Origin of the sequence: Streptomyces seoulensis (assembly GCF_022846655.1) — a bacterium.
Classification (GTDB): domain Bacteria; phylum Actinomycetota; class Actinomycetes; order Streptomycetales; family Streptomycetaceae; genus Streptomyces.
In genome coordinates this window covers 253,636-275,963 of record NZ_AP025667.1, presented here as the reverse complement: position 1 = coordinate 275,963, position 22,328 = coordinate 253,636, and the positions used below count along the sequence as shown (strand labels likewise).

At 73.3% G+C, this 22,328-nt stretch carries 16 protein-coding genes, 5 tRNA genes and 1 riboswitch; of the genes, 12 read left to right on the top strand and 9 right to left on the bottom strand.

From position 1 onward, the window contains the following. Positions 1-85: 85 nt before the first annotated feature. Positions 86-2,020 (top strand): sigma-70 family RNA polymerase sigma factor, encoded by a 1,935-nt coding sequence (locus HEK131_RS01300; RefSeq protein WP_244333335.1) that lies wholly within the window; start codon positions 86-88, stop codon positions 2,018-2,020. A gap of 10 nt (positions 2,021-2,030) precedes the next feature. Here HEK131_RS01300 and HEK131_RS01295 read toward each other — a convergent pair whose 3' ends face one another. After that, positions 2,031-4,115, bottom strand: coding sequence for an asparagine synthase-related protein (locus HEK131_RS01295; RefSeq protein ID WP_244333332.1), 2,085 nt, complete (start codon positions 4,113-4,115; stop codon positions 2,031-2,033). Between the two features lie 746 nt (positions 4,116-4,861). Here HEK131_RS01295 and HEK131_RS01290 point away from each other — a divergent pair. From HEK131_RS01290 to HEK131_RS01275, 4 genes are all read left to right on the top strand, one after another. Next, positions 4,862-6,286 carry an MFS transporter gene (locus tag HEK131_RS01290; protein ID WP_217461651.1) on the top strand — a complete coding sequence of 475 codons (1,425 nt, stop codon included), beginning with the start codon at positions 4,862-4,864 and terminating at the stop codon, positions 6,284-6,286. Positions 6,287-6,354: 68 nt separating this feature from the next. Next, positions 6,355-7,572: an L-2-hydroxyglutarate oxidase gene (lhgO, locus tag HEK131_RS01285; RefSeq protein WP_217461658.1), complete on the top strand. Its 1,218-nt coding sequence runs from the start codon at positions 6,355-6,357 to the stop codon at positions 7,570-7,572. 115 nt (positions 7,573-7,687) lie between these two features. Next, on the top strand, positions 7,688-8,536 hold the full coding sequence (trmB, locus tag HEK131_RS01280; protein WP_244333330.1) for a tRNA (guanosine(46)-N7)-methyltransferase TrmB: 849 nt from the start codon (positions 7,688-7,690) through the stop codon (positions 8,534-8,536). Positions 8,537-8,595: 59 nt separating this feature from the next. Beyond that, complete coding sequence (locus HEK131_RS01275; protein ID WP_244333328.1) at positions 8,596-9,885, top strand: PrsW family intramembrane metalloprotease; 1,290 nt, start codon at positions 8,596-8,598, stop codon at positions 9,883-9,885. Positions 9,886-9,893: 8 nt separating this feature from the next. On the opposite strand, the gene HEK131_RS01270 is transcribed toward HEK131_RS01275, so the two are convergent. The 4 genes from HEK131_RS01270 to HEK131_RS01255 all read right to left on the bottom strand — a co-directional run bounded on the left by HEK131_RS01270 (position 9,894) and on the right by HEK131_RS01255 (position 13,690). After that, entirely contained in the window at positions 9,894-10,841 is a 948-nt protein-coding gene (locus HEK131_RS01270; RefSeq protein ID WP_244333325.1) for an aldo/keto reductase, read from the bottom strand. A 77-nt stretch (positions 10,842-10,918) separates the two neighbouring features. Further along, positions 10,919-11,938 (bottom strand): M23 family metallopeptidase, encoded by a 1,020-nt coding sequence (locus HEK131_RS01265; RefSeq protein WP_217461654.1) that lies wholly within the window; start codon positions 11,936-11,938, stop codon positions 10,919-10,921. Between the two features lie 7 nt (positions 11,939-11,945). Next, a riboswitch (cyclic di-AMP (ydaO/yuaA leader) is annotated at positions 11,946-12,114 on the bottom strand. Positions 12,115-12,417: 303 nt separating this feature from the next. Next, a tRNA-Met gene (locus HEK131_RS01260) sits at positions 12,418-12,491 on the bottom strand. Positions 12,492-12,556: 65 nt separating this feature from the next. Then, positions 12,557-13,690 carry a dihydrofolate reductase family protein gene (locus HEK131_RS01255; protein ID WP_244333322.1) on the bottom strand — a complete coding sequence of 378 codons (1,134 nt, stop codon included), beginning with the start codon at positions 13,688-13,690 and terminating at the stop codon, positions 12,557-12,559. A 170-nt stretch (positions 13,691-13,860) separates the two neighbouring features. Between HEK131_RS01255 and HEK131_RS01250 the strand changes: the two genes are divergently transcribed. Continuing rightward, a complete protein-coding gene (locus tag HEK131_RS01250) occupies positions 13,861-14,490 on the top strand; it encodes an SCO4225 family membrane protein (RefSeq protein ID WP_244333320.1) in 630 nt (209 codons plus the stop codon). A 73-nt stretch (positions 14,491-14,563) separates the two neighbouring features. On the opposite strand, the gene HEK131_RS01245 is transcribed toward HEK131_RS01250, so the two are convergent. The 4 genes from HEK131_RS01245 to HEK131_RS01230 all read right to left on the bottom strand — a co-directional run bounded on the left by HEK131_RS01245 (position 14,564) and on the right by HEK131_RS01230 (position 19,228). Further along, a tRNA-Lys gene (locus tag HEK131_RS01245) sits at positions 14,564-14,639 on the bottom strand. A 77-nt stretch (positions 14,640-14,716) separates the two neighbouring features. After that, positions 14,717-16,198 (bottom strand): amino acid permease, encoded by a 1,482-nt coding sequence (locus tag HEK131_RS01240; RefSeq protein WP_244333318.1) that lies wholly within the window; start codon positions 16,196-16,198, stop codon positions 14,717-14,719. 121 nt (positions 16,199-16,319) lie between these two features. Then, on the bottom strand, positions 16,320-18,485 hold the full coding sequence (locus tag HEK131_RS01235; RefSeq protein WP_244333316.1) for a DEAD/DEAH box helicase: 2,166 nt from the start codon (positions 18,483-18,485) through the stop codon (positions 16,320-16,322). Positions 18,486-18,712: 227 nt separating this feature from the next. Continuing rightward, the gene (locus HEK131_RS01230; protein ID WP_244333314.1) at positions 18,713-19,228 is read right to left on the bottom strand and encodes a hypothetical protein; all 516 of its coding nucleotides are present in this window, start codon (positions 19,226-19,228) and stop codon (positions 18,713-18,715) included. A 147-nt stretch (positions 19,229-19,375) separates the two neighbouring features. On the opposite strand from HEK131_RS01230, the gene HEK131_RS01225 reads away from it, so the two are divergent. From HEK131_RS01225 to HEK131_RS01200, 6 genes are all read left to right on the top strand, one after another. Further along, positions 19,376-19,726 carry a metallopeptidase family protein gene (locus HEK131_RS01225; RefSeq protein WP_217462406.1) on the top strand — a complete coding sequence of 117 codons (351 nt, stop codon included), beginning with the start codon at positions 19,376-19,378 and terminating at the stop codon, positions 19,724-19,726. A gap of 46 nt (positions 19,727-19,772) precedes the next feature. Beyond that, positions 19,773-21,242, top strand: coding sequence for a metallophosphoesterase family protein (locus tag HEK131_RS01220; protein WP_217462405.1), 1,470 nt, complete (start codon positions 19,773-19,775; stop codon positions 21,240-21,242). Between the two features lie 110 nt (positions 21,243-21,352). Beyond that, positions 21,353-21,428 (top strand) — tRNA-Glu (locus HEK131_RS01215). A 217-nt stretch (positions 21,429-21,645) separates the two neighbouring features. Beyond that, a tRNA-Asp gene (locus tag HEK131_RS01210) sits at positions 21,646-21,720 on the top strand. Positions 21,721-21,744: 24 nt separating this feature from the next. Continuing rightward, positions 21,745-21,818: transfer RNA gene (locus HEK131_RS01205), tRNA-Phe, on the top strand. Positions 21,819-21,978: 160 nt separating this feature from the next. Next, positions 21,979-22,317 (top strand): hypothetical protein, encoded by a 339-nt coding sequence (locus HEK131_RS01200; RefSeq protein WP_217462404.1) that lies wholly within the window; start codon positions 21,979-21,981, stop codon positions 22,315-22,317. The last annotated feature ends 11 nt before the right edge of the window (positions 22,318-22,328 follow it).

The window sequence follows — 22,328 nt, the reverse complement described above, 5'->3', positions numbered from 1 at the left end:
CGACGAGCGGACCGGCGGCGAAAGTGGGTATGGCACGCTGAGCCCGTAAAGGATTGGGCTGTGCCGGTGTCGGGGGCTTTACGCGATGGGCGTTGACGGGTGGGACGGCGCGCGCGCCGACGGTGGTGACGCGGAGGCCGGGGAACTGACCTCGCCTCAGGTGCCGAGCCAGGGCGGCCGGGCCGCCTCGGGCGGGGACCGGACCGCGAGGAGCCTGCCGGCCCAGCGCGAGGGCAGCGTCCTTCCGCCCCCGCGTGACGCGGCTCCGGCCGACGGCGAGTTGATCGAGCGGATGCGCGCCGGGGACGACTCGGCGTACGAGGAGTTGTACCGGCGCCACGCGGACGCGGTGCGACGCTACGCGCGTACCTGCTGCCGGGACGGGCACACCGCCGACGACCTGACGGCCGAGGTCTTCGCGCGCATGCTCCAGGCGGTGCGCGGCGGTTCGGGTCCCGAGTACGCGGTGCGCGCCTATCTGCTGACCTCGGTGCGCCGGGTCGCCGCGCACTGGACGCAGTCCGCCAAGCGCGAGCATCTCGTGGACGACTTCGCGGTGTTCGCGCAGGCGGCGTCCCGGGCCGCCGAGGTGGCCGACGACACCGGGTCCCTGGGAGCCTTCGGCGCCGATCTGGGTGCCGACGTGCGCGCGATGCACGAGGCCGAACAGACCCTGGCCATGCAGGCGTTCCGCTCGCTGCCCGAGCGCTGGCAGGCCGTGCTCTGGCACACCGAGGTGGAGGACGAGTCGCCCAGCGAGGTGGCCGTGCTGTTCGGGCTCGACGCCAACGGCACGCGCGTGCTGGCAAGTCGGGCCCGTGAGGGGCTGAAGCAGGCGTACCTCCAGGCGCACGTCAGCGCGACGCTGGTGAACGACGAGGAGTGCGCGCGCTACGCCGACCAGCTCGGTGGCTACGCGCGTCGCAAGCTGCGTGTCCGGGCCGAGCGCGGGCTGCGCAAGCACCTGGAGGAGTGCGCCAAGTGCCGTCTGGCGGCCGCCCAGATCGAGGAGGTGGCCGGCGGGATTCCGGCCGTCGTCCCGATCGCGGTCATCGGCTGGTTCGGCGCCGCCGGGTACGCCAAGGCGCTCGGTGTCATCGCCGGTGGCGCGGGCGTGGGCGCGGCGGGTGCCGCCGCTGCCGCGACCGGGTCCACGGGCGGCGCGGCGGGCGGTGGCGCGGCCTCGGAGGGGCTGGGCGCGCCCGTGAAGGCGGGGATCGCCACGGGTGTGGTGGCGGTGGCCGCGGCGGTCGTCGCGCTGGCGCTGGTGAACGACAGCCGGCCCGCCAAGGAGATCGCCGAGCCGTCGCCGTCCGCGCCGGTGATCCGGCAGACCCCGGCGCCCGAGCCCCCGCCGTCCGGGCGGAAGCCCGAGCCCGCGCCCCCGGCCGCCCCGCCCGCCCCCGCCGCCCCGGCGGAGAAGCCGGCGCCCGAGCCGAAGCCCACGCCGAAGCCGACGCCCAAGCCCACCCCGCCCCCGAAACCGGCACCCACTCCCACCCCGACGCCCACCCCGGCACCCCCGAAGCCGAAGCCGACCCCCACTCCGACCCCCACCCCTCCGCCGCCGCCTCCGCCCGCTCCCGAGGTCTACGATATGAGCGAGCTGAGCTACGACGTGCTGGGTGACGGCAGCGACCCGGAGGTGCGGCTCGGCGAGAGCAGTTGGGTGTGGCAGCGCTACGGCATGTCGATCGGCGGCGAGCGCTACTCCACCGGTGTCACGGTGCACGGGGACTCCTCCGTGACCGTCGACCTCAACCGCGAGTGCACCGCCTACGACGCGTCGGTCGGCGTGGACGACATGACGCTGGGCCTCGGCAAGGTCGCCTTCGCGGTGTACGGGGACGGTGCGCGGCTCTGGCAGTCCGGCACCGTCTCGGGCGGCGACCCGGCGGTCCCGGTCCATGTGAACCTGACCGGCCGGAAGACGGTGCGGCTGGTGGCGGAGTCCAGGGGCGGGGCCTTCGACCAGGCGGCCCTGGCGGACTGGGCGAGGTCCCGCTTCTCCTGCGCTTAGGGCGGCGGCGTTAGGGCCTGCCCGCCCGCAGGGCCCCCCGCTGCGGGGCGATGCCCGCCGGGACGGCGCGGGCGCGGGCCGGGGTGCCGGTCCAGCAGGTGCCGCGGCGGGCCAGGAGGCGGCCGAGCCAGAGTTCCAGGGAGACGAGGTCGGCCAGGCCGTCCAGCGGGAGGGGTTCGCCGGCCGCGGCCTCCCGGACGGCCTTGCGGACCACGCGGGCCTCGACCAGGCCGGCGTCGGCGAGCAGCGGGGTGTCGAAGAGGTCGACCAGGGAGTCGGCGGCCAGGCGCAGCCCGGCTCTCGCCGCTGCGGCCGAGGAGGCGTGGGACGGGGTGCCCCAGCCGGGCGGGAGGTCGGTGACCCCGGCGCCCTCCAGCACCGTGCGCAGTACGGCGGCGCGGGCGCCGGGTCGGACGCGCAGCGCCTCGGGGAGGTCGCGGCAGGCGCGGACGACCTGGTTGTCGAGGAAGGGGGCGTGCAGCCGCTGGGAGCGGACCTCGGCTGCCTGTTCGAGGACGCGGAGGTCGGCCGCGTGCCGGGCGAGGACGGTACGGGCGCGGAACTCGCCGGGTCTCTGTCCGGGGCCGCCGGCCGCCCGGTCGGCGCCGGTCTGGAGCAGAACCGATACTTCGGCCAGTGCTTCCCCCGTGAGCCACCGGGCGGCCGGTCCGGGTCTCGCCCAGGTCAGCGCGGCGAGCGAGGCGCCGACCGGCCCCTTGGGCTCGTCGAACCGGCGCCGCATCAGCCGCTCGGCCAGCGCCTCGAGCCCGGTGCGGTACGGGGTACGGGACAGTCGCCGGGCGGCGCCGTACACGCGCGCGGGGACCAGGACCGAGCCGTCGGCGCGGGTGAGGGCGGCGACCGGGCGGACCAGATGGCGCCGCTGACGGTCCAGCAGCAGGTCGGCCAGGCGGGCGGGGTGGGCGTCCAGTACCTGGCGGGCGCCGTGGCCGGTGAAGTGGTCGGCGCTGCCCGCCGCGAGCCGGGCGCGGTGCCGGGCAGCGGTGACCAGGGAGGGGCCGGGCTCGTCGGTGAGGGGTCCTTCGAGGTCGGCGTAGGGCAGCGTGTCCTCGGCGCCGGTGACCACCACGTGGTGCAGGCGCGGGTTGGCCGCGAGGGCGCCCGCGCGTTCCACCTCGGCCTCGCGGCCGCCGACGGCGAGGTCGTTGAAGGTGACGGCGAGCAGTCGCTCGCCCGCGCCGGTGCCGTGCCCGAGAAGGGTGCCGGGTCTGCCGGGCAGCCCTGCGGCGAGCAGCGCCAGGGTGCCGGAGGCGGGGCCGCCGGAGAGGTCGGCGCCGATGCCGGGCACCGGCATGCCGCGCGCCGCCCGCCGTTCGGCCGGGCCCATGCCGGGCACCGGGCCGGGGTCGAGTCCGGGGACGTGCCGGGGCGCTGCGAGCCGGACTCGTACGGCTTCCACCAGGGCGTCCCGTACGGCGTCCACCGCGCGGTCGGGGTCGGCGGGGGGCGCGGCGACGGCGAGGGAGGCGACCGGCTCGTAGCCGACGATCTCGCGCGCCCCGGCGCGCAGCACCAGCGCGTGGCCGGGCGCGACGCGGCGTACGCCCTCGTAGGGGGTGGTGTCGCGCAGCGCGGCCGGGACCTCGGGGGCGGCGAGGAGGGCGGCGAGATGACCGAAGTCGAGGTTGGCCTCGGTGAGGTCGGCGAGCGGGAGGGCGGCGGTGGCGTAGGCGGTGCCGCCGTCCCAGGGGGCGTGGAAGACCGGGCGGGCGCCGGCGAGGTCGCCGCAGACGGTGATGCGGCGGCCGGCCTGGACGACGGCGGTGTAGCTGCCGGGCCAGGCGGTCAGATGGCGCAGGGCGCCGCCGCGGGCGGTGAACAGGCCGCGCCGCAGCTCCTCGTCGGAGGCGCCGCAGATGCCGAGGACGGCGATGCGGTTCTGCGCGTCGGCGTGGACCACGCGGACCTCGTCGGGGCGCCAGTCGCCCACGGCCCACAGCGGATCGGGGTCACCCCACAGGAGTTGGGAGCCGACGGGGCGCAGCGTCTCGCCCTCGTACCCGGTGGCGCCCGCGGAGTCTGCGGCGCCCAGGGCGCGCGCGGCGGTGCTGCTCCAACCCACCAACCACCGCATCGACGCCTCCACAGGCTGTGGACCACCAGAGCACCGCACGAACCGGACCCATGCTGCCATGAAGAACGCGCCGGGGAAGGGTGGTGGCGCCGCCTTCGATCGAGGGAAATCAGCAGGAAACACGGCAGGACCCGACGCGCCGCCGGGATACGACAGGGCGCGGCGGGCAGGATGAACTCCCGCGCTGCCTCGGGAGGATGAGCAGCGGGAGCGATGCGAATGCGCCCCGCTTCACTCCCCTGGAACCACCTTCGCGCCCTCAAGTGCCATGGTGGGAACGGGAATGACGGAACCGGAACGGCGGCTGTTTTCGGCCAAATTGGCGACAGGGCAAGGGATTTGAGCACGCTCCGTACAGGCCCTGCGGAGCGCACGGCGGTCCGGTGAGCGCGCACGGCCCGGGAGGCGGGCGACGCCTCCCGGACCGGTCCGCCACCCGCGGGGATGTAGGTGGCGGCGTCCCCCAGCCCACTGGACTCAAGTACAGCGGGCCGACCCACGCAATGCCATGGAACCGCTCCCCCGGTGGCCGGAGTAGAGCGCACGGACAGGCGCACGGCCACACGCGCGGGGGCACGCCGCGACAGTCCGTGCACGGTGCGTACAGGGCCGTACTCCCGTACGGACCGCAATCACGCCATCCGGAACAATGCCCCTTAACGCTTGGGATCCGGCGAACTACGCTGTGTTTACGAATGCCGCGTGGTTATGCCAGCGGGGCAGCCGTCTGTGTCGAGGGGTGGCGCATGTCCAGGGAGCAACGCGGGCCGAACGAGAAACTCGGCGCCGTTCTCGCCCTCGCGGGAATCAGCAACGCGGGCCTCGCGCGCCGTGTCAACGACCTGGGCGCGCAGCGAGGGCTGACGCTTCGGTACGACAAGACCTCGGTCGCGCGCTGGGTGTCGAAGGGGATGGTGCCGCAGGGTGCGGCGCCGCATCTGATCGCGGCCGCGATCGGGCAGAAGCTCGGCCGGCCGGTGCCGCTGCACGAGATCGGCCTCGCCGACGCCGACCCCGCGCCCGAGGTGGGCCTCGCCTTCCCCCGGGACGTGGGGCAGGCGGTGCGTTCGGCGACCGACCTGTACCGCCTCGACCTGGCCGGACGCCGTGCCGGGACCGGTGGCATCTGGCAGTCGCTGGCGGGGTCGTTCGCGGTGAGCGCCTACGCGACGCCCGCCTCCCGGTGGCTGATAACCCCCGCCGACAGTTCGGTCGAGCGGGAGGCGAACTCCGCCGAGGGCGCCGCCGCACCGATCAAAGTCGGCCACAGCGATGTGCAGAAGCTCCGGGAGGCCGCCGAGGACGCCCGGCGCTGGGACTCCAAGTACGGGGGCGGTGACTGGCGTTCGTCCATGGTGCCGGAGTGCCTCAGGGTGGAGGCGGCCCCGCTGCTGCTGGGCTCCTACTCCGACGAGGTGGGCCGCGCCCTGTTCGGCGCGGGCGCGGAGCTGACCCGGCTCGCGGGGTGGATGGCCTTCGACACCGGCCAGCAGGAGGCGGCCCAGCGGTACTACATCCAGGCGCTCCGGCTGGCCCGCGCGGCGGCCGACGTCCCGCTCGGCGGCTACGTACTCGCCTCCATGTCGCTCCAGGCGACCTACCGGGGCTTCGGCGACGAGGGCGTCGACCTCGCCCAGGCCGCCCTGGAGCGCAACCGGGGGCTGGCCACCGCGCGCACGATGAGCTTCTTCCGGCTGGTCGAGGCGAGAGCGCACGCACGCGCGGGCGACGCGCACGCGGCCGGCGCCGCCCTGAAGTCGTCCGAGGGCTGGCTGGAGCGGTCCAGGGAGGGCGACAGCGACCCCACCTGGCTCGGCTTCTACGGCTACGACCGCTTCGCCGCCGATGCCGCCGAGTGCTACCGCGACCTCAAGGCACCCCGCCAGGTGCGCCGCTTCACCGAGCAGGCGCTGTCCCAGCCGACGGAGGAGTTCGTGCGTTCGCACGGGCTGCGGCTGGTGGTCTCGGCGGTGGCCGAGCTGGAGTCGGGAAACCTGGACGCGGCCTGCGAGCAGGGCGTACGGGCGGTCGAGGTGGCCGGCCGTATCTCCTCCGCGCGCACCACCGAGTACGTCAAGGACCTCCTGCACCGCCTGGAGCCCTACGGGGACGAGCCCCGGGTCGTGGAACTGCGCGAACGGGCCCGCCCGCTGCTGATGGCACCCGCCTAGGGCACAAGCCCGCTGCCGCGCGGTTTGAAGGCGTTGTCAGTGGCGCAGTGCACTATCGAGGCCGGGAGGTGGTGCAGGTGCGGGCGGACGCGTACGACTGCGATGTGCTGGTGGTCGGTGGCGGCATCGTCGGGCTGTCGACGGCGTACGCCCTGACGCGCGCCGCTCCCGGTACGCGGGTCACCGTGCTGGAGAAGGAGCCCGGCCCGGCCCGCCATCAGACGGGCCGCAACAGCGGGGTGGTCCACAGCGGGATCTACTACCGGCCGGACTCGCTCAAGGCGCGGTACGCGGTGCGCGGCGCCGCCGAGATGATCAAGTTCTGCGCGGAGTACGGCATCGACCACTCCGTCACCGGCAAGCTGATCGTCGCCACCGACCGCGCCGAGCTGCCCCGGCTGCACGCCCTGGTGCAGCGCGGCCGGGAGAACGGCATCCCGGTCCGGGAGCTGGGCGCCGCCCAGATCGCCGAGTACGAGCCGGAGGTGCGCGGCCTGGCCGCGATCCACGTCGGCACGACCGGCGTGTGCGACTTCACGGCCGTCGCCCGCCAACTGGCCCGTGCCTCCGGCGCCGAGATCCGCTACGGCTCACGGGTCGTCCGGGTGGACCGGCGCCCCGACCGGGGCGTGGCGGTGCTGACCTCGGCCGGCCAGGTGGTCCGCGCACGCGTGCTGGTGAACTGCGCGGGGCTGTACTGCGACGAGCTGGCCCGCCTCACCGGGGACGAGCCGGGCGTGCGGATCGTGCCGTTCCGGGGGGAGTACTACGAGCTGGCGCGGCCGGAGCTGGTGCGCGGCCTGGTGTACCCGGTGCCCGACCCGGCGTTCCCGTTCCTCGGCGTCCATCTGACCAAGGGGCTCGACGGGGGCGTGCACGTGGGCCCCAACGCGGTCCCGGCGCTGGCCCGCGAGGGGTACGGCTGGGGCGTGGTCCGCCCGCGCGAGCTGGCGGGCACCGCGAGCTGGCCCGGCACGTGGGCGCTGGCCCGGCGGCACTGGCGGTACGGCGCGGGCGAGCTGTACCGGTCGGTGTCCAAGGGGGCCTTCCTGGACGCGGTGCGCCGTCTGGTGCCCGGTGTGGAGGAACGGGACCTGGTGCGGGCGCCCGCCGGGGTGCGCGCGCAGGCGGTGACGCGGGACGGGACGCTGGTCGACGACTTCCTCATCCGCGAGGGCCCCCGCGCGGTGCACGTCCTGAACGCCCCGTCCCCGGCGGCCACCGCGTCCCTGCCCATCGGCCGCGAGGTGTCCCGCCGGACGCTCGGGATGCTGCGGGACCTTTGACGTGGCGCTTCCGTCCGGCGGGGCGCGCCTCCGCCGCCGCGGAGCCCCCGTGACCGACCGCACGGCCCCCAGCGGCCGGGGCCGGCCCGGTGGAGCGCCTAAAATCGGACCCACTGTGTCTGACTCCGTGAACACCCCCGAAGCCACCCGGCCCGCCGACGCCGAGCCGCGCACCGCGCGGCCCGCGGAGCCCGGACCGTCCGCCCGGACCTCCCGGAGCAAGGGCGAGCCCCGGTTCCCCGACGGGCCGCAGCCCGACCCCGCCGGATCGCACTTCGAGCGGCGCATCCGCAGCTTCCAGCCCCGGCGCAGCCGGGTCACCACCGGCCAGGGCGAGGCACTGGCCCGGCTGTGGCCGCAGTGGGGGCTGGACATCGACGGGCAGCGGGTCATCGACCTCGCGGAGCTGTTCGGCAACGCGAACCCGGTCGTGCTGGAGATCGGCTTCGGCATGGGCGAGGCCACCGCGCAGATGGCGGCGGCCGCCCCGGACACCCACATCCTCGCCGTGGACGTGCACACCCCCGGCCAGGGCAATCTGCTGAACCTGGCCGAGCAGGGCGGGCTGACCAACGTCCGGGTCGGCAACGGCGACGCGATCATCCTGCTGCGGGAGATGCTCACCCCCGACTCCCTCGACGGGCTCCGCGTCTACTTCCCCGACCCCTGGCCGAAGAAGCGGCACCACAAGCGGCGGTTGATCCAGCCCGAGTTCCTGAGCCTGGCCGCGACCCGGCTGGCGCCCGGCGCGATCGTGCACTGCGCGACGGACTGGGAGCCGTACGCCGAGCAGATGCTGGAGGTGCTCACCGCGCACCCGGACTTCGAGAACACCCGGGCGGACGGCGGGTACGCGCCGCGCCCCGCGTTCCGGCCGCTGACCCGGTTCGAGGGCCAGGGTCTGGACAAGGGCCATGTCGTGAACGACCTGCTGTTCCGCCGCGTACCGCACCAGAACCCGTAACTCGTCGCGGGCCGCGAAGCCCGAGGCCGTACGGCCCGGTCACCGTTAGGGTCGATGCTGTGGCCATCAGTTCCCCGTACCCGTCCCACACCTCCGGCGACGGACCCCGGCCGCCCTGGTGGCGGCGGGAGTGGGTGCGTCACGGGGCGCTGGCCGCGCTGCTGGCGCTCTCGGGGCTCGTGATCCTGGCGCTGGTGCGCCGGCAGACCGGCACGGAGGGCTTCCTCGTCGGACTGGGGCTGGCCGTGGTGCCGGTGCCCTGGCTGACCGCGGCGTTCCGCTGGCTGGACCGGGTACGGCCCGGACCCTGGCGGAACCTGCTGTTCGCGTTCGCGTGGGGGGCCTGCGCGGCGGCGCTGATCGCCATCGTCGCCAACAGCTTCGCCACCCACTGGATCGCCACCGCGACCGCGGACCCCTCCGGCGCGGACACGCTCGGCGCGACGGTGATAGCGCCGGTGGTGGAGGAGTCGGCCAAGGCCGCCGCCGTACTGCTGGTGTTCGTCTTCCGCAGACGGGACTTCACCGGACCGGTCGGCGGCGCGGCGATAGCCGGGGTGACCGCGACCGGCTTCGCGTTCACCGAGAACATCCTCTACCTGGGCAACGCCTTCGGCACCGACCAGTCCATCGGCACCACGGGCCTCGTCTCCGTGACCGCCGCGACCTTCTTCGTGCGCGCGGTGATGTCGCCGTTCGCGCACCCCCTGTTCACCGTGCTCACCGGCATCGGCTTCGGCCTGGCCGCGCTCCCCCGCAGGCGGCGGCCGGTGCTGCGGGTGCTCTTCCCGGTGGGCGGGCTGCTGCTCGCGATGGGCATGCACGCCCTGTGGAACGGCTCGGCCGCCTTCGGCCAGTTCGGCTTCCTCGTCGTCTACGGCGGCTTCATGGTCCCCGCGTTCGGGCTGCTGACCTGGCTGCTGATCCGCTCGCGGCAGCGTGAACTGCGCGTGGCCCGTGAGGAACTGCCCGTCTACGTCCACGCCGGCTGGCTCGGCCCCGCCGAACCCTTCGCCCTCGGTTCGCTGCGCGCCCGCCGCCTGGCCCGCGACCACGCCCGCCGCTTCTTCGGCGGCCGCCCGGCCGCCCGCGCGGTGGTCCGCTACGAGAGCGACGCCACCGAACTGGCCCTGCTGCGCCACCGCGCCCGGGCCGGCCGCGTCGGCACCGACTTCGCCGCCCGGGAACGGGAACTCCTGGCCGCCCTGTGGCAGCGCCGGGACTCCTCGCGCCCCGCCCTGGAGTACGCGGCCCGTGTGACGGCCCCGCCGCCCAGGCCGGTCCCGTACTGGCAGCGGTACGGGCACCCGGCACCCCCGTACGCCGGGTACAACCCGTACCGCTCATAGGGACCGGGTCAGGCCGAAGCCTCCGTGAGGCGGTCCAGCTCCGCCGTGGTGAGCGTCAGCTCCGCCACGTCCAGCAGGGCCGGGAGCTGGTCGACCGTGCGGGCCGAGGCGATGGGGGCGGCGACCGTGGGCTGGGCGGCGAGCCAGGCGAGGGCGACCGTGGCGGCAGCGGTGTCGTGGGCGGCCGCGACCTCGTCCAGCGCCGTCAGGACCTTCTGGCCGCGCTCGGAGTCCAGGTGCTTGGCGGCCGAACCTGCGCGGGCGCTGTCGACCGTCGCGCCGGGGCGGTACTTGCCGGTGAGGAAGCCGGAGGCGAGCGCGAAGTACGGGACGGCCGACAGTCCCTCGCGGGCGGCGACGTCCTGGAGCGGGCCCTCGTAGGTGTCGCGGGAGACCAGGTTGTAGTGGGGCTGGAGGGCGACGTACCGGGCCAGGCCCGCGCGGTCGGAGAAGTCCAGGGACTCCTTCAGCCGCTCGGCGCTGATGTTGGAGGCGCCGATGTAGCGGACCTTGCCCGCCCGCACCAGCTCGTCCAGCGCGCCGATGATCTCCTCGACCGGCACGTCGGGCTGGTCGAAGTGGGTGTAGTACAGGTCGATGTGGTCGGTGCCGAGGCGGCGCAGGGAGGCGTCGGCGGCGGCCTTGATGTTGGCGGCGGTCAGGCCCTGGTAGTCGGGGTGCTGGCTGACCTTGGTGGCGATGACGACCTGGTCGCGGTTGCCCCGCGCCCGCACCCACTCGCCGATGATCGTCTCCGACTCGCCGCCCTTGTTGCCCTCGGCCCAGGCCGAGTAGGAGTCGGCGGTGTCGACGAAGTTGCCGCCCGCCGCGGCGTAGGCGTCCAGGACGGCGAAGGACGTGTCCCGGTCGGCGGTCCAGCCGAAGACGTTGCCGCCGAGGGCGAGCGGGAAGACCTCGAGGGAGGAGGAACCGAGTTTGCGCAGAGAAGCAGTCATGTCTCTTCTCAACGATCACTCGGGTCCCGCCCATTCCGGTTCCGGGCAAGGACCCGGTCAAACTCCGGCCGGGTACCTCAGGGGGTGAGTCCCTTGCCGCGCAGCCAGGCGCCGGGGTCGATGCCGGTGGGCTGGCCGCCGGGGTGGACCTCCAGGTGGAGGTGCGCGCCGGTGACGTTGCCGGTGGCGCCGACGCGGCCGATGACCTCGCCGGTGGAGACCTTCTGACCGGTGCTGACGTTGATCGAGGACTGGTGGCAGAACCAGAGCTCGGTGCCGTCGTCGAGGGTGAGGATCGTGCGGTAGCCGTAGGCGCCGGCCCAGCCCGCCTCGGTGATCGTGCCGCTGTGCACGGCCTTGATCAGCGTGCCCGTGGGCGCGGCGAAGTCGAGACCGGTGTGGTAGCCGGAGGACCACAGCGCCCCGGCCTGCCCGAAGGTCGAGGTGATCGTGTACGAGGAGGTCGGCAGCGTGTACTGCTTGGCCAGCGTGGCCAGGCGTGCCGCCTCGGCCTTCTTCTCGGCGTCGGCCTCCGCCCGCTCCTTGGCGTCGGCGGCCTTCGCGGCGGCTTCCTTCGCGGCCTTGGCGGCGGCGTCGGCGGCCTGCTGGTCGGCCTTGGCGACGGCCGCGGCGGTAGCCCGGCTGTCGGCCTTGCTCTGCTGCCGCTCGGCCTGGGCCATGATCCGGCTGCGCAGCGCCTCGCCCGCGTCGGAGGCGGAGTCGTCACTGGCGGCGGTCGCCGTGGCCGTGGCGAGGGAGGCGGCGGGCGCGTCCGTGTGGTGCCCGTCGATCAGGGAGTCCACGGAGGGCAGGTCGGGCATGGCGATGGACACGGGCGGCTTGCCGGTGTTGGCGCTCGCCATGCCACCCGCGCCGACGGCGGCTATGACGCCGACGCCGAGGACGGTGGAGCTGCGGGCGAGTCCGCCGCCGCGCTGCTTGGCCACCCGGTGGCGGCCGCGTACGGGGGGCAGGGACTCCTCGGTGGGATTCCACTCCTCCCACGCGTCGCCTTCCGCGCGGGGGGCGCCGTAGGCGAAGGGCTCACTCGCGTCCGGCGCGAACGGGGCTTGTGGGGCAGGCCGGTTGGACGCCACGCGGGCGCACTCCTCTCCTCCTCCGCCTACCGGGTTAGCTGACGGGTTCGGAGCAGGAAGGTCTCCTACGCGCGTAAACCCGGCGTGCTCCGAGAGCGGTGCACGGCGGACTGGGCGCGATTCACCCCAAGTTGGTGGGTCCCCGGTTCCCTTGCGGGATTCGGCGTGTGCGCACGGCGCCGTCTCTGCTGACGGCTGTAACGACCGCACTGCGTTATCGAACGTTAATAGACACGCACACCGGATTCCAAGCCCGTTCGGCTTGATCGTTAACGTTCCCGACGGGGACGTACGCACCAGGAACGGCGCGAACGGGGCGAGTTGACCGCGCTTCAGGAGTCACAGCGGTTTTGATGGTGACTCAGAAGCGCTGCACTGAGCGGCCATTGCGTCACTTTGGGTAGTTCCCGTTGTGAAGGCTCCGGGAAAACACTCAGGGCCGGAATCCGTTTTACTGGATTCCGGCCCTGAGTCTTCAGTAGCGGGGACAGGATTTGAACCTGCGACCTCTGGGTTATGAGCCCAGCGAGCTACCGAGCTGCTCCACCCCGCGTCGTTGTGTCTCAAGCATACGTCATCCGCGGGGTGCCGCGCACACACCCCGCGGTGACGTGGGCCTCAGTGCGGAAGGTGAGCGTTCGGCCGCTGTGCGAGAGGGGCGTACTCGGGCACCGTCACCACCGTGACGCCTCCGCTGCCGAGCACTCCGGCGCCGTCGGCCGCGGTGACGAAGGTGTCCGGCTCGCGCCAGGCCGTGACCACCCGGCGCACCCCGGCCCGCAGGATCAGCTCGGCGCAGGGGGTGGGGCGGGAGGAGCGGTGCGCGCAGGGCTCCAGGCTGGAGTAGACGGTGGCGCCGGGCAGGCGCGGGTCGGCGGGGTCCAGCCCGGCGAGGGCGGCCTCCTCGGCGTGGACCACCGGGTCGCCGCCCTCGCGCGAGTGTCCGCGCGCCAGCTCGGTGCCGTCCGCCGCGACGACCACCGCGCCGACGCTGAAGGCGGTGTCCGAGGGCGGGCAGAGCGCGGCCAGCTCACAGGCGGTGCGCAGCCAGTGCCGGTCGGCGGCGGTGGGCAGCGGGCCGGCGCCGGGGGCGGTGGGCTCGTAGTGCATGAGGACGACGTCCTCGATCCGCCGGCTCCCGGTCAGCCGCAGCCGGCCCCCCTGGTACGCGCCGGGCCCGAACAGGCGGGGGGCTGCCGGGTCGCCGACGAAGAGCGGGGCGAGGACCAACTGGAGTTCGTCGGCGAGGCCCTGCTGCAGGAGCTGGGTGTGCACGGTGCCGCCCCCCTCGACCATCAGCCTCCGTACCCCGCGCACGTCGTGCAGATGCTCCAGCAGCGCCCGCCAGTCGAGCCCGGAGCCGAGCGGGACCACGTCGGCGGTGTCCCCGAGGAGGCGCGCTGCCCGCTCGGCCCCCTCGTCCGTCGAGTAGACGAGCTTCTCCCCGCCGGTGTGCCAGAAGTTGGCGGCCGGATCGAGGTCACCGGACCCGGTCACGGTCACCTTCAGCGGGTACTCCGCCCGTCCCTCGGCCACCCGCGCGGCCCGCCGCTCGGCCGAGTTGACCAGGAGGCGAGGGTTGTCGGCCCGGATCGTCCCGGCCCCCACGAGGATCGCGTCCACCGATGCCCGCACCTCGTCGACCCGGTCGAAGTCGGCGGGGCTGGACAGCAGCAGCCGCTCGGGGCCGGTGTTGTCCAGGTAGCCGTCGAGCGAGACGGCGGCGGACAGCAGGACGTGGGGGTAGGGCATCGGCGCACTTCTCCGGACTCTGGGCTGGACGGGCGTGCTCCCTTTCTACTCCGCGCCGGCGAACCGGCGTACGAAGTGCCCAGCCGGGGATGAGTACGCGCACTCATCCCTCCCCCGCGCGCCCGGCCCACTCTGGAGACCACCGAGCCCGACCGACCCGAGGGAATCCGATGCCGAACCTCTCCCGCCCGCGCCGCCTGATCTCACTCGCCACCGGTAACCGGGCCGCCCGGACCTACCTCGCGGTCTTCGCCGCCTCCACCCTGGCCATGTTCACCTTCCCGGAGAGCGGGCTCGCCCTGGTCCCGATGGTGCTCACGGCACCCTTCTCCTTCCTGACCATGGCCCTGCCCTTCGGTCCGGGTACCGAGGGCGGCTGGGCGACCGAGGCGCTGGCCACCGGGTCCTGGGTCCTCTGGCTCCTGCTGTGCGCCCTCGTGAACGCCGCCGTGCTCGGCGCGCTCGCCACGAGACCTGGGGCGAGACCTGTGCGCCGGGGGCGGTCCCTTCTCACGCCCGCGGTGGACAACTGGCTCTCGCGCGGGTACCTCGCACTGGCCGCGGCGGCGGTGGGGTCCTTCCTCTACGCCGTGTACCTGTCGCCGGACCCCGGATTCGCCGGGATCTGGCCGCTCATCACCACGGCGCCGCTCAGCGTCGTGGCCCTCGCGGCGTCCGCACCCCTGGAGAACGCCACCCCCGCCTGGCTGAGCTCGGCGGTCTTCACCGTCGGCACCACCCTGGCCGCCCTCGTCAACGCCGTGCTGCTCGGCCGCCTCGCCCGCTCCCTGCGGGGCTGAGACCCACGGCGGAGTGTCCGCCCCGGGAACGGAAGCGCCCCCAGCTCAATACCTCTCTGAGCTGGGGGCGTTCTGGTAGGCCCTGTGGGACTCGAACCCACAACCAATGGATTAAAAGTCCACTGCTCTGCCAATTGAGCTAAGGGCCCTGGCGGTGTTGCCTGTCCGAGCATAGCTGGACGTGGCCGTGTCTCCGATCGGGTATCGGGGACACGGCCGCGTCGGTTCAGTCGGCGAGGAACCAGTGGCGGGCGGAGGCGAGCCACCAGGTGGCGGCGGAGCCGAGGACGACGAGGACGGCGACCGGGGCGTAGTTGAAGGTCTCCCAGGTGACCGGGGAGACCTGGGGAAGCATGAAGAGGACCGTGATCAGGACGACCCAGCAGACCGAGACCACGCCGACCGGGACCGACCAGCGGCCGAGGTGCCACGGGCCCCGCTCGAAGGCGGCGCCCTTGCGGACGCGCAGCAGGGTCGGGATGACGTAGGCGATGTAGAGGCCGATCACCGCGATGGACGTGACGGCCGCGTACGCCGTGGAGTTGATGAGGTACGGCAGGCCGAGGGCGAGCGCGCCGAGGGCGGCCAGCCAGACCGCCGCGACCGGGGTCCGGGTACGCGGGCTGACCGTGTGCCAGACGCGGGAGAAGGGGAGCGCCCCGTCGCGCGAGAAGGCGTAGATCATGCGGCTGTTGGCCGTAACGGACGCCATCCCGCAGAAGAGCTGGGCGCCGATCACCACCAGGAGCAGCAGCTTGCCGGTCGTGGCGCCGAGCGCGTCCAGGAGGATCTGGGCCGGGGGCGCGCCCGTCGGTGACCGGAGCGCGCCGTCGTAGGACTGGATGGCGAAGGTGAAGCCCAGCAGCAGGACGAAGCCCGCGATCCAGGAGGTCCAGATGGAGCGGACGATGCCCTTGGGGCCGGCGGTCGACGCGTCGTGGGTCTCCTCGGTCATGTGGGCGGAGGCGTCGTAGCCGGTGAAGGTGTACTGCGCCATGAGCAGCCCGAGCAGCACGACGTAGAAGCCGCTGCCCCAGCCCGTTTGGTTGACGAACTTCGTGAACACGAAGGACGCCGGCTGGTGGTGGTCGGGCAGGAAGGTGAGCGCGCCGACGATGACCGCGACACCGACCACGTGCCACCACACGCTCACGCTGTTCAGCAGCGCGACGATGCGCACGCCGAAGGTGTTCAGCAGGCCGTGCAGCAGCAGGATCGCGGCGAAGAGCAGGACCGTACGGCCGCGCGTCACCCCGAAGCCGAACTGGAGGTTCAGCCAGGCGCCGAGGAAGGACGCCGCGCCGAAGTCGATGCCCGCCGTCACCGCCACCTGGCCGAGCACGTTGAACCACCCCGTGAACCACGCCCAGGCCGCCGCCGAGCGCGGGGGCGCGAGCCGGTGCGCCCAGAAGTACAGGCCCGCCGAGGTCGGGTAGGCGGAGCAGATCTCGGCCATCGACAGGCCGACCAGCAGCGTCATCAGGCCGACGACCACCCAGCCCCAGGTGATCACCGCGGGGCCGCCGGTGACCATGCCGAAGAGGTACAGGGTGAGGCAGCCGGACAGCACCGAGATGATCGTGAAGGAGACGGCGTAGTTGGAGAACGCCGACATGCGGCGGGCCAGGACCTGGGTGTAGCCGAGCTGGGCGAGCCGCTCCTCGTCGGACAGGGCCGACTCGGTGCCCGCTTGCGTGTCGTCTGTCATGACCCCAGCAATTCCCTGGGGGTGGAGGTGACATGCGCCACTCGGCGGCCGAAGAGCGCCGGGCAACGCGAAGGGCCCGTACGGACAACGCCGTACGGGCCCTTCGTCAGCTCACCTGCTGTCAGCCGTTGCGCTTCCAGCGGGGCTTGTCGTCGCGGCGGCCGAAGGAGGAGCCGCCGCCGGTGCCACGGTGGTCGTCACGGCGGCCCTGGGGACGCTCGTGGCCGCCGGAGCGGAAGCCCGGACGGTCGTCGCGGCGCTCGCGGTTGAACGGACGGTCGCTGCCCCGGTGGCCGCCACGGTCGTCGCGACGGAAGCCGCCACGGTCGTCACGGCGCTCGAAGGAACGGCCACCACGGTCGTCACGGCGCTCGAAACCCCGGTCACCACGGTCCTGGTTGAACGGACGACGCTCGCCACCACGGTCGTCACGGCGCTCGCCGCCACGGTCGTCACGACGCTCGAAAGAACGGCCGCCACGGTCGTCACGGCGCTCGAAGGAACGGCCACCACGGTCGTCACGACGCTCGAAACCCCGGTCGCCACGGTCCTGGTTGAACGGACGACGCTCGCCACCACGGTCGTCACGGCGGAAGCCACCGCGGTCGTCACGGCGCTCGAAGGAACGGCCACCACGGTCGTCACGACGCTCGAAGCCACGGCCACCACGGTCGTCGCGGCGGTCGCCACGGTCGCGGTCGAAGCCACGGCCGCCACGGCCCGCCGGACGCTCGTCGCGCTCGGTCTCGCGCACCGCCGGACGCGCCGCCTCGGCGGTCGCCTCGGCCACGGCCTGCTCGGCGGACGCCTGGGCCTCGGCCACGGCGGCCTCCGGGTCCTCGCCGCGGTCGCGGGCGACCCGGGCCACGAGGCGGTCGGCCTCGTCGCGCAGCTCGGCGGCGCGGCGCTGGGCACGCTCCAGCTCCTTGGTGAGCTGGGCGACCTCGCGCTCGGCCTGCTGCGCGGCGTTGCCCGCGGACTCGGCCTGCACCTCGGTCATGGAGCGGGCGCCGGTGATCTCGGCGACCTCGGTGTCGAAGGCGTCGCCGCCCTGGATGATGTGACGCCCGGCGTCGACACCGGCGTCCTCCATCAGGCGGAAGATCTGACGGCGCTGGTGCGGCAGCGACAGGGAGACGACCGTGCCGGTACGGCCCGCGCGGGCGGTACGGCCGGCGCGGTGCAGGTAGTCCTTGTGGTCGCCCGCCGGGTCGACGTTCAGGACCAGGTCGATGCCGTCGACGTGGATGCCGCGCGCGGCGACGTCGGTGGCGACCAGGACGTTGACGTAACCGTCCTTGAAGTCGGCCAGGGTGCGGGTACGGGCGCCCTGGGTCATGCCGCCGTGCAGCGCGTCGGCCTTCACACCGGACTCGCGGAGCTGCTCGGCGACGCGGTCGGCGCCGAGCTGGGTGCGCACGAAGATGATCGTGCGGCCCTTGCGGGAGGCGATCGCGGCGGTGACCGGCGCCTTGTCCTTGGGCTTCACGATGAGGATGTGGTGCGACATGGTCGTGACGTTGCCCTGGGCGCTGTCGACCTCGTGCGTGACCGGGTTGGTCAGGTAGCGCTTGACCAGCGTGGAGATCTCGTTCTCCATGGTGGCCGAGAACAGCATGCGCTGGCCGCCGGCCGGGACCTGGTCGAGCAGCTCGGTGACCTCGGGCAGGAAGCCCAGGTCGGACATCTGGTCGGCCTCGTCGAGGACCGCGATCTGGACGTCCTCGAGGGAGCAGGCGCCGCGGTTGATGATGTCGCGCAGGCGGCCCGGGGTGGCGACGAGGACGTCGACACCGCGCTCGAGGGCGTAGATCTGGTTGCCCATCGAGGTGCCGCCGCAGACGACCTTCATCTTCAGGCCGAGCACGTCACCGTACGGCTGAAGGGCGTCGGCGACCTGCATCGCCAGCTCGCGGGTCGGCGTCATGATGACGGCGCGCGGGCGCTTCTTCTCGGTGCGGCCGCCGGCCAGCGAGGCCAGGGTGGGCAGACCGAAGGAGAGGGTCTTGCCGGAGCCGGTGCGGCCACGGCCGAGGATGTCCTTGCCGGCCAGGGCGTCCGGGATGGTCGCGGCCTGGATCGGGAAGGGGGTGGTGACGCCGTTCTGCGCGAGCTTGCGCACGATGCCCTCGGGCAGCCCGAGGTCGGCGAAGGTGATCTGGGGGGTGTCGGTGGTGTCGTCGGTCTCGACGACGGCCTCGACGACAGCGGTGACCTCGTTCGTCTCGTCGACGGGGGCGTCCCCGTTCTCGGGCACGACGAACTGATCAGTACTGGACACGGACATGCGAATGCGAAACCTTCCGGAGTCTCTTCGGCACGCGCCCGTCAACTCCGTGATTCGCTCAACACAACCGCCTCAATGCGGTCCGTCACGGCAAAGGAGAGTACGCGCCACACGGCGCGCTCTGCGATGGCGCCGGGCAAATGGGATCAAACGATCTACCACCATACGCACCCCCCACCCCTGAAGGCAAACCAGCTCGTCAGCCCCGGTGCGGCGGCCCGCAGCGCTCACACCGCGACCCCCACGGAGGGCACCGGGACCCGCGCGCCGAGCTGTGTGCCGGGCTCCTCGTGGGCCGACGACGACGGCTCGGCCGACGGCGGCTCGGTGTCCGGCGGCGGCGGGGTCGAGGCCGGCGGCTCGGGCGGCGCGGAGGTCGCCGGGGGCGGCGTCGGCTCCCCGGTCGGCACCGGTTCGCCGGGCCGCACGGTCTGCCCCGGCTTCGACGGCGCCGCCGAACCCTTGCGCGGCTCGCGTTCGTCCGCCGAGGCGGAGGCCGACTCCCCGTGCCGCTTCTTCTTGCCGCCGTGCCCGTGCTTGCCGTCGCCCTTGCCCTCGTCGTCCGCCTCGGCCCCGCCGCCACCGGGCACCGGCCCGCCTCCCGGCGCCTCGCCCTCCCGCTGGGCGGCGGAGTGCGGGGTACGGGCGGGACCCGCGTCGTCGCCGACGTGCACACAGCCGGAGGCGGCGGCCGCGGCCAGCACCGCGACGACCAGACGGACGGGTACGTACAAGCGGCGCACGACGGCCACCTCCGACAGCGGGGAACGGGAACGCCCTGCCCAACTCCCCCCGCCCGCAGGAGGACACGCCGCTGTCCGAGCCCGCCGGTGCGCGGCGGCCCGCGCGTACACCCCCCGCGCCGGGCGCGGGTCCCCGACAATGGCCCTGTGCTGGAGATGACACGCGACAGGTTCGAAGAGCTGGTGAGCGAGGCCCTGGACCGGATCCCGCCGGAGTTGACGCGGGTCATGGACAACGTGGCCGTCTTCGTGGAGGACGAGCCCTCCGCCGACGACCCCGAACTGCTCGGCCTGTACGAGGGCACCCCGCTCACCGAGCGCGGCGAGTGGTACGCCGGGGTCCTCCCGGACCGCATCAGCATCTACATGGGCCCCACCCTGCGGTACTGCGAGACCGCCGACGAGGTGGTCCACGAGGTGGCCGTCACCGTCGTCCACGAGGTCGCCCACCACTTCGGCATCGAGGACACCCGTCTGCACGAACTGGGCTGGGGCTGAGCGGAAGCCCCGCATATCCGGGCGCGCGCGAGGGCATACCGCTCCAATGCCGGATGTCCCCGCCGCCTCCGTCCCGGACCCGCCCCGCGACCCGCGGCGCCGGCGACCGCCGCCCAGGTCAGGGGGCGGGCGCTGGCTCAAGGCGTTCGGCCTGACGGGCGTCGTGCTCGTCGGGGCCTGGCTGGGACTGCTGGTCGTCGGCAGCGTCCGGACACCCGTCGGGCCGATGGACACCACGATGACGCTGCGGCCCTCCCTCAGCGGCGGCACCAAGGTCGACGTCTCCCCGCTCGGCGCACTGACCCTGGACAGCCATGTCGCCCCCGTCCGGCTGGACGTCGACGTGGACCGGCTCGACCCCGCGCGCGCCCAGGCGCTGGTCGACCACCCCGAGCGGCTCTCCGGACTCCAGGACGAGGTGGCCCGTGACGTGGAGCGCGGCACGCTCGACCTCGCGGTGCGCTCGAGCGTCGCCGTCGTCACCGGCGCGACCGCGCTCGGCCTCGCCGTCTACCGCCGCCCGAGCCGCGCCCTGGCGGCCGGCGGCCTCGCGCTCGCGCTGCTCGCGGCCTGCGGGGTGTCGGCGTACGCCACGTGGAACCCGAAGTCCGTGCTGGAGCCGAAGTTCTCCGGACTGCTCTCCTCGGCGCCGTCCGTCGTGGGCAACGCCCGCAGCATCGTCACCGACTTCGATGTCTACCAGCGGGAACTCGCCCGCCTGGTGACCAACGTGACCAAGCTGTACGACGTCGCCTCCACGCTCCCCGCCTACCAGCCCGACCCGTCCACGATCCGGGTCCTGCACGTGTCGGACATCCACCTCAACCCCGCCGCCTGGAAGATCATCGGCTCGCTGGTGGACCAGTACAAGGTCGATGTGATCGTCGACTCCGGCGACACCATGGACCACGGCACCTCGGCGGAGAACGGCTTCCTCGATCCGGTGAAGGACCTCGGCGTGCCCTACGTGTGGGTCCGGGGTAACCACGACTCGCGCTCCACCCAGCGCTATCTCGAAGGCATCGAGAACGCGCACGTGCTGGACGAGGGCCGGGCCGAGACGATCGCCGGGGTGCGCTTCGCCGGCACCGGTGACCCCCAGTTCACCCCCGACCGCTCCCAGGCGACCGGCGGCGACGCGGCGGAGCGGCTCGCGGGCGCCCGGCTCGCCTCGGCGCTGCGCGACCAGAGGGCGAAGGGCACCCCGGTGGACATCGCGGTGGCGCACGAGCCGGTGGCCGCCGCCGGGACCGACGGCACGGTGCCGCTCGCGCTCTGCGGACATCTGCACACCCAGGGCACGAAGCTCCTCCCGCTGGGCACCCGGCTGCGCCGCGAGGGCTCGACCGGCGGCAGCGGGCTGCGCGCGGTGGAGGGCCAGTACCCGGCGCCGATCGAGGCGTCGGTGCTCTACCTGGACCGGGACACCCGGCATCTGCAGGCATGGGACGCGATCAGGCTGGGCGGGCTCGGGCGCACCACGGCGGAGGTCAGCAGGCATCTGGTGGAGAAGTGAGTGGGCGGCTCCACGCCATCTCGACGGCGAAGGGTTTTGCCCATACCGCTCGCGATCCCCTATGCTTCACACGTCCCCGACGCGCTGCGAAGCGCCCAGGCGGGCCGATAGCCCTCATCGTCTAGCGGCCTAGGACGCCGCCCTTTCAAGGCGGTAGCACGGGTTCGAATCCCGTTGGGGGCACCACAACAGACTTGTCACGAAGGCCCGCCCTGATCCAGGGCGGGCCTTCGTGTTTCCCGCCGCCGGGCCCCGGCCACCCCCCGAAAGCTCGGTACGGAGCACCGCCCCTGCTCTGATACGCTTCTCGAGCGACGTCAGCCCAACAGATGCGCACCTCACCCCCGGTGAGAATCGCGTTGGGAGGACCCGCAACCTTGTGCGACACTGTCGTACAGCGCCTGGTCCTGTGGAGCAGTTTGGAGTGCTCGCCACCCTGTCAAGGTGGAGGCCGCGGGTTCAAATCCCGTCAGGACCGCTGAGGTTTCACGTGAAACCTCGTGGCTGGGTAGCTCAGTTGGTACGAGCGATCGCCTGAAAAGCGATAGGTCGCCGGTTCGACCCCGGCCCCAGCCACAAAAGCCCGATACGGGCCGAACCCCCTCCAGTTTCTGGAGGGGGTTCTTTCGTTCGGGGCCGGCGGATTCGGTGCCGCTGGAGCGCGGTTGCAGGCGATCGGCGCGGTACTAGAGTGAAAAGCATCCATTCGTGGGGAAATCACTCAAGGGGGCGTTTCATGCCCGCCACGAACAGAAAACGGACGGCTGCCCTGTGTTCGGTCTTCATGGCCGCCGGCATCGTCCTCACTCCGATCGGCATCCAGCAGGCGTCAGCGGCGCCCGCCCAGGCCCACGCCGGCACCACGACGACGGCACCCGCCTCTCCCGGGGACTACAAGAAGGGGTTCCGGGACGGCTTCAGGTCCGGGTACCGCGACGGCCGCCACTGCCATCACCACAACGGCGACCACCGCGACGGGAAGGGCCTCTCGCTGAAGGACCCGAAGCGCGACTACCAGCAGGGATTCAAGAACGGCTACAAGTCGGGCTTCCGGCTCGGCCGGAACTCCTGCTGACGCCCGGCGTC

Excerpts from the sequence above, each read along its gene's own strand:
- HEK131_RS01300 (WP_244333335.1), top strand. The coding sequence starts at position 86 with ATGGGCGTTGACGGGTGGGACGGCGCGCGCGCCGACGGTGGTGACGCG.
- HEK131_RS01295 (WP_244333332.1), bottom strand. The coding sequence starts at position 4,115 with ATGCGGTGGTTGGTGGGTTGGAGCAGCACCGCCGCGCGCGCCCTGGGC.
- HEK131_RS01290 (WP_217461651.1), top strand. The coding sequence starts at position 4,862 with ATGTCCAGGGAGCAACGCGGGCCGAACGAGAAACTCGGCGCCGTTCTC.
- HEK131_RS01270 (WP_244333325.1), bottom strand. The coding sequence starts at position 10,841 with ATGACTGCTTCTCTGCGCAAACTCGGTTCCTCCTCCCTCGAGGTCTTC.
- HEK131_RS01255 (WP_244333322.1), bottom strand. The coding sequence starts at position 13,690 with ATGCCCTACCCCCACGTCCTGCTGTCCGCCGCCGTCTCGCTCGACGGC.
- HEK131_RS01250 (WP_244333320.1), top strand. The coding sequence starts at position 13,861 with ATGCCGAACCTCTCCCGCCCGCGCCGCCTGATCTCACTCGCCACCGGT.
- HEK131_RS01240 (WP_244333318.1), bottom strand. The coding sequence starts at position 16,198 with ATGACAGACGACACGCAAGCGGGCACCGAGTCGGCCCTGTCCGACGAG.
- HEK131_RS01235 (WP_244333316.1), bottom strand. The coding sequence starts at position 18,485 with ATGTCCGTGTCCAGTACTGATCAGTTCGTCGTGCCCGAGAACGGGGAC.
- HEK131_RS01220 (WP_217462405.1), top strand. The coding sequence starts at position 19,773 with ATGCCGGATGTCCCCGCCGCCTCCGTCCCGGACCCGCCCCGCGACCCG.
- HEK131_RS01200 (WP_217462404.1), top strand. The coding sequence starts at position 21,979 with ATGCCCGCCACGAACAGAAAACGGACGGCTGCCCTGTGTTCGGTCTTC.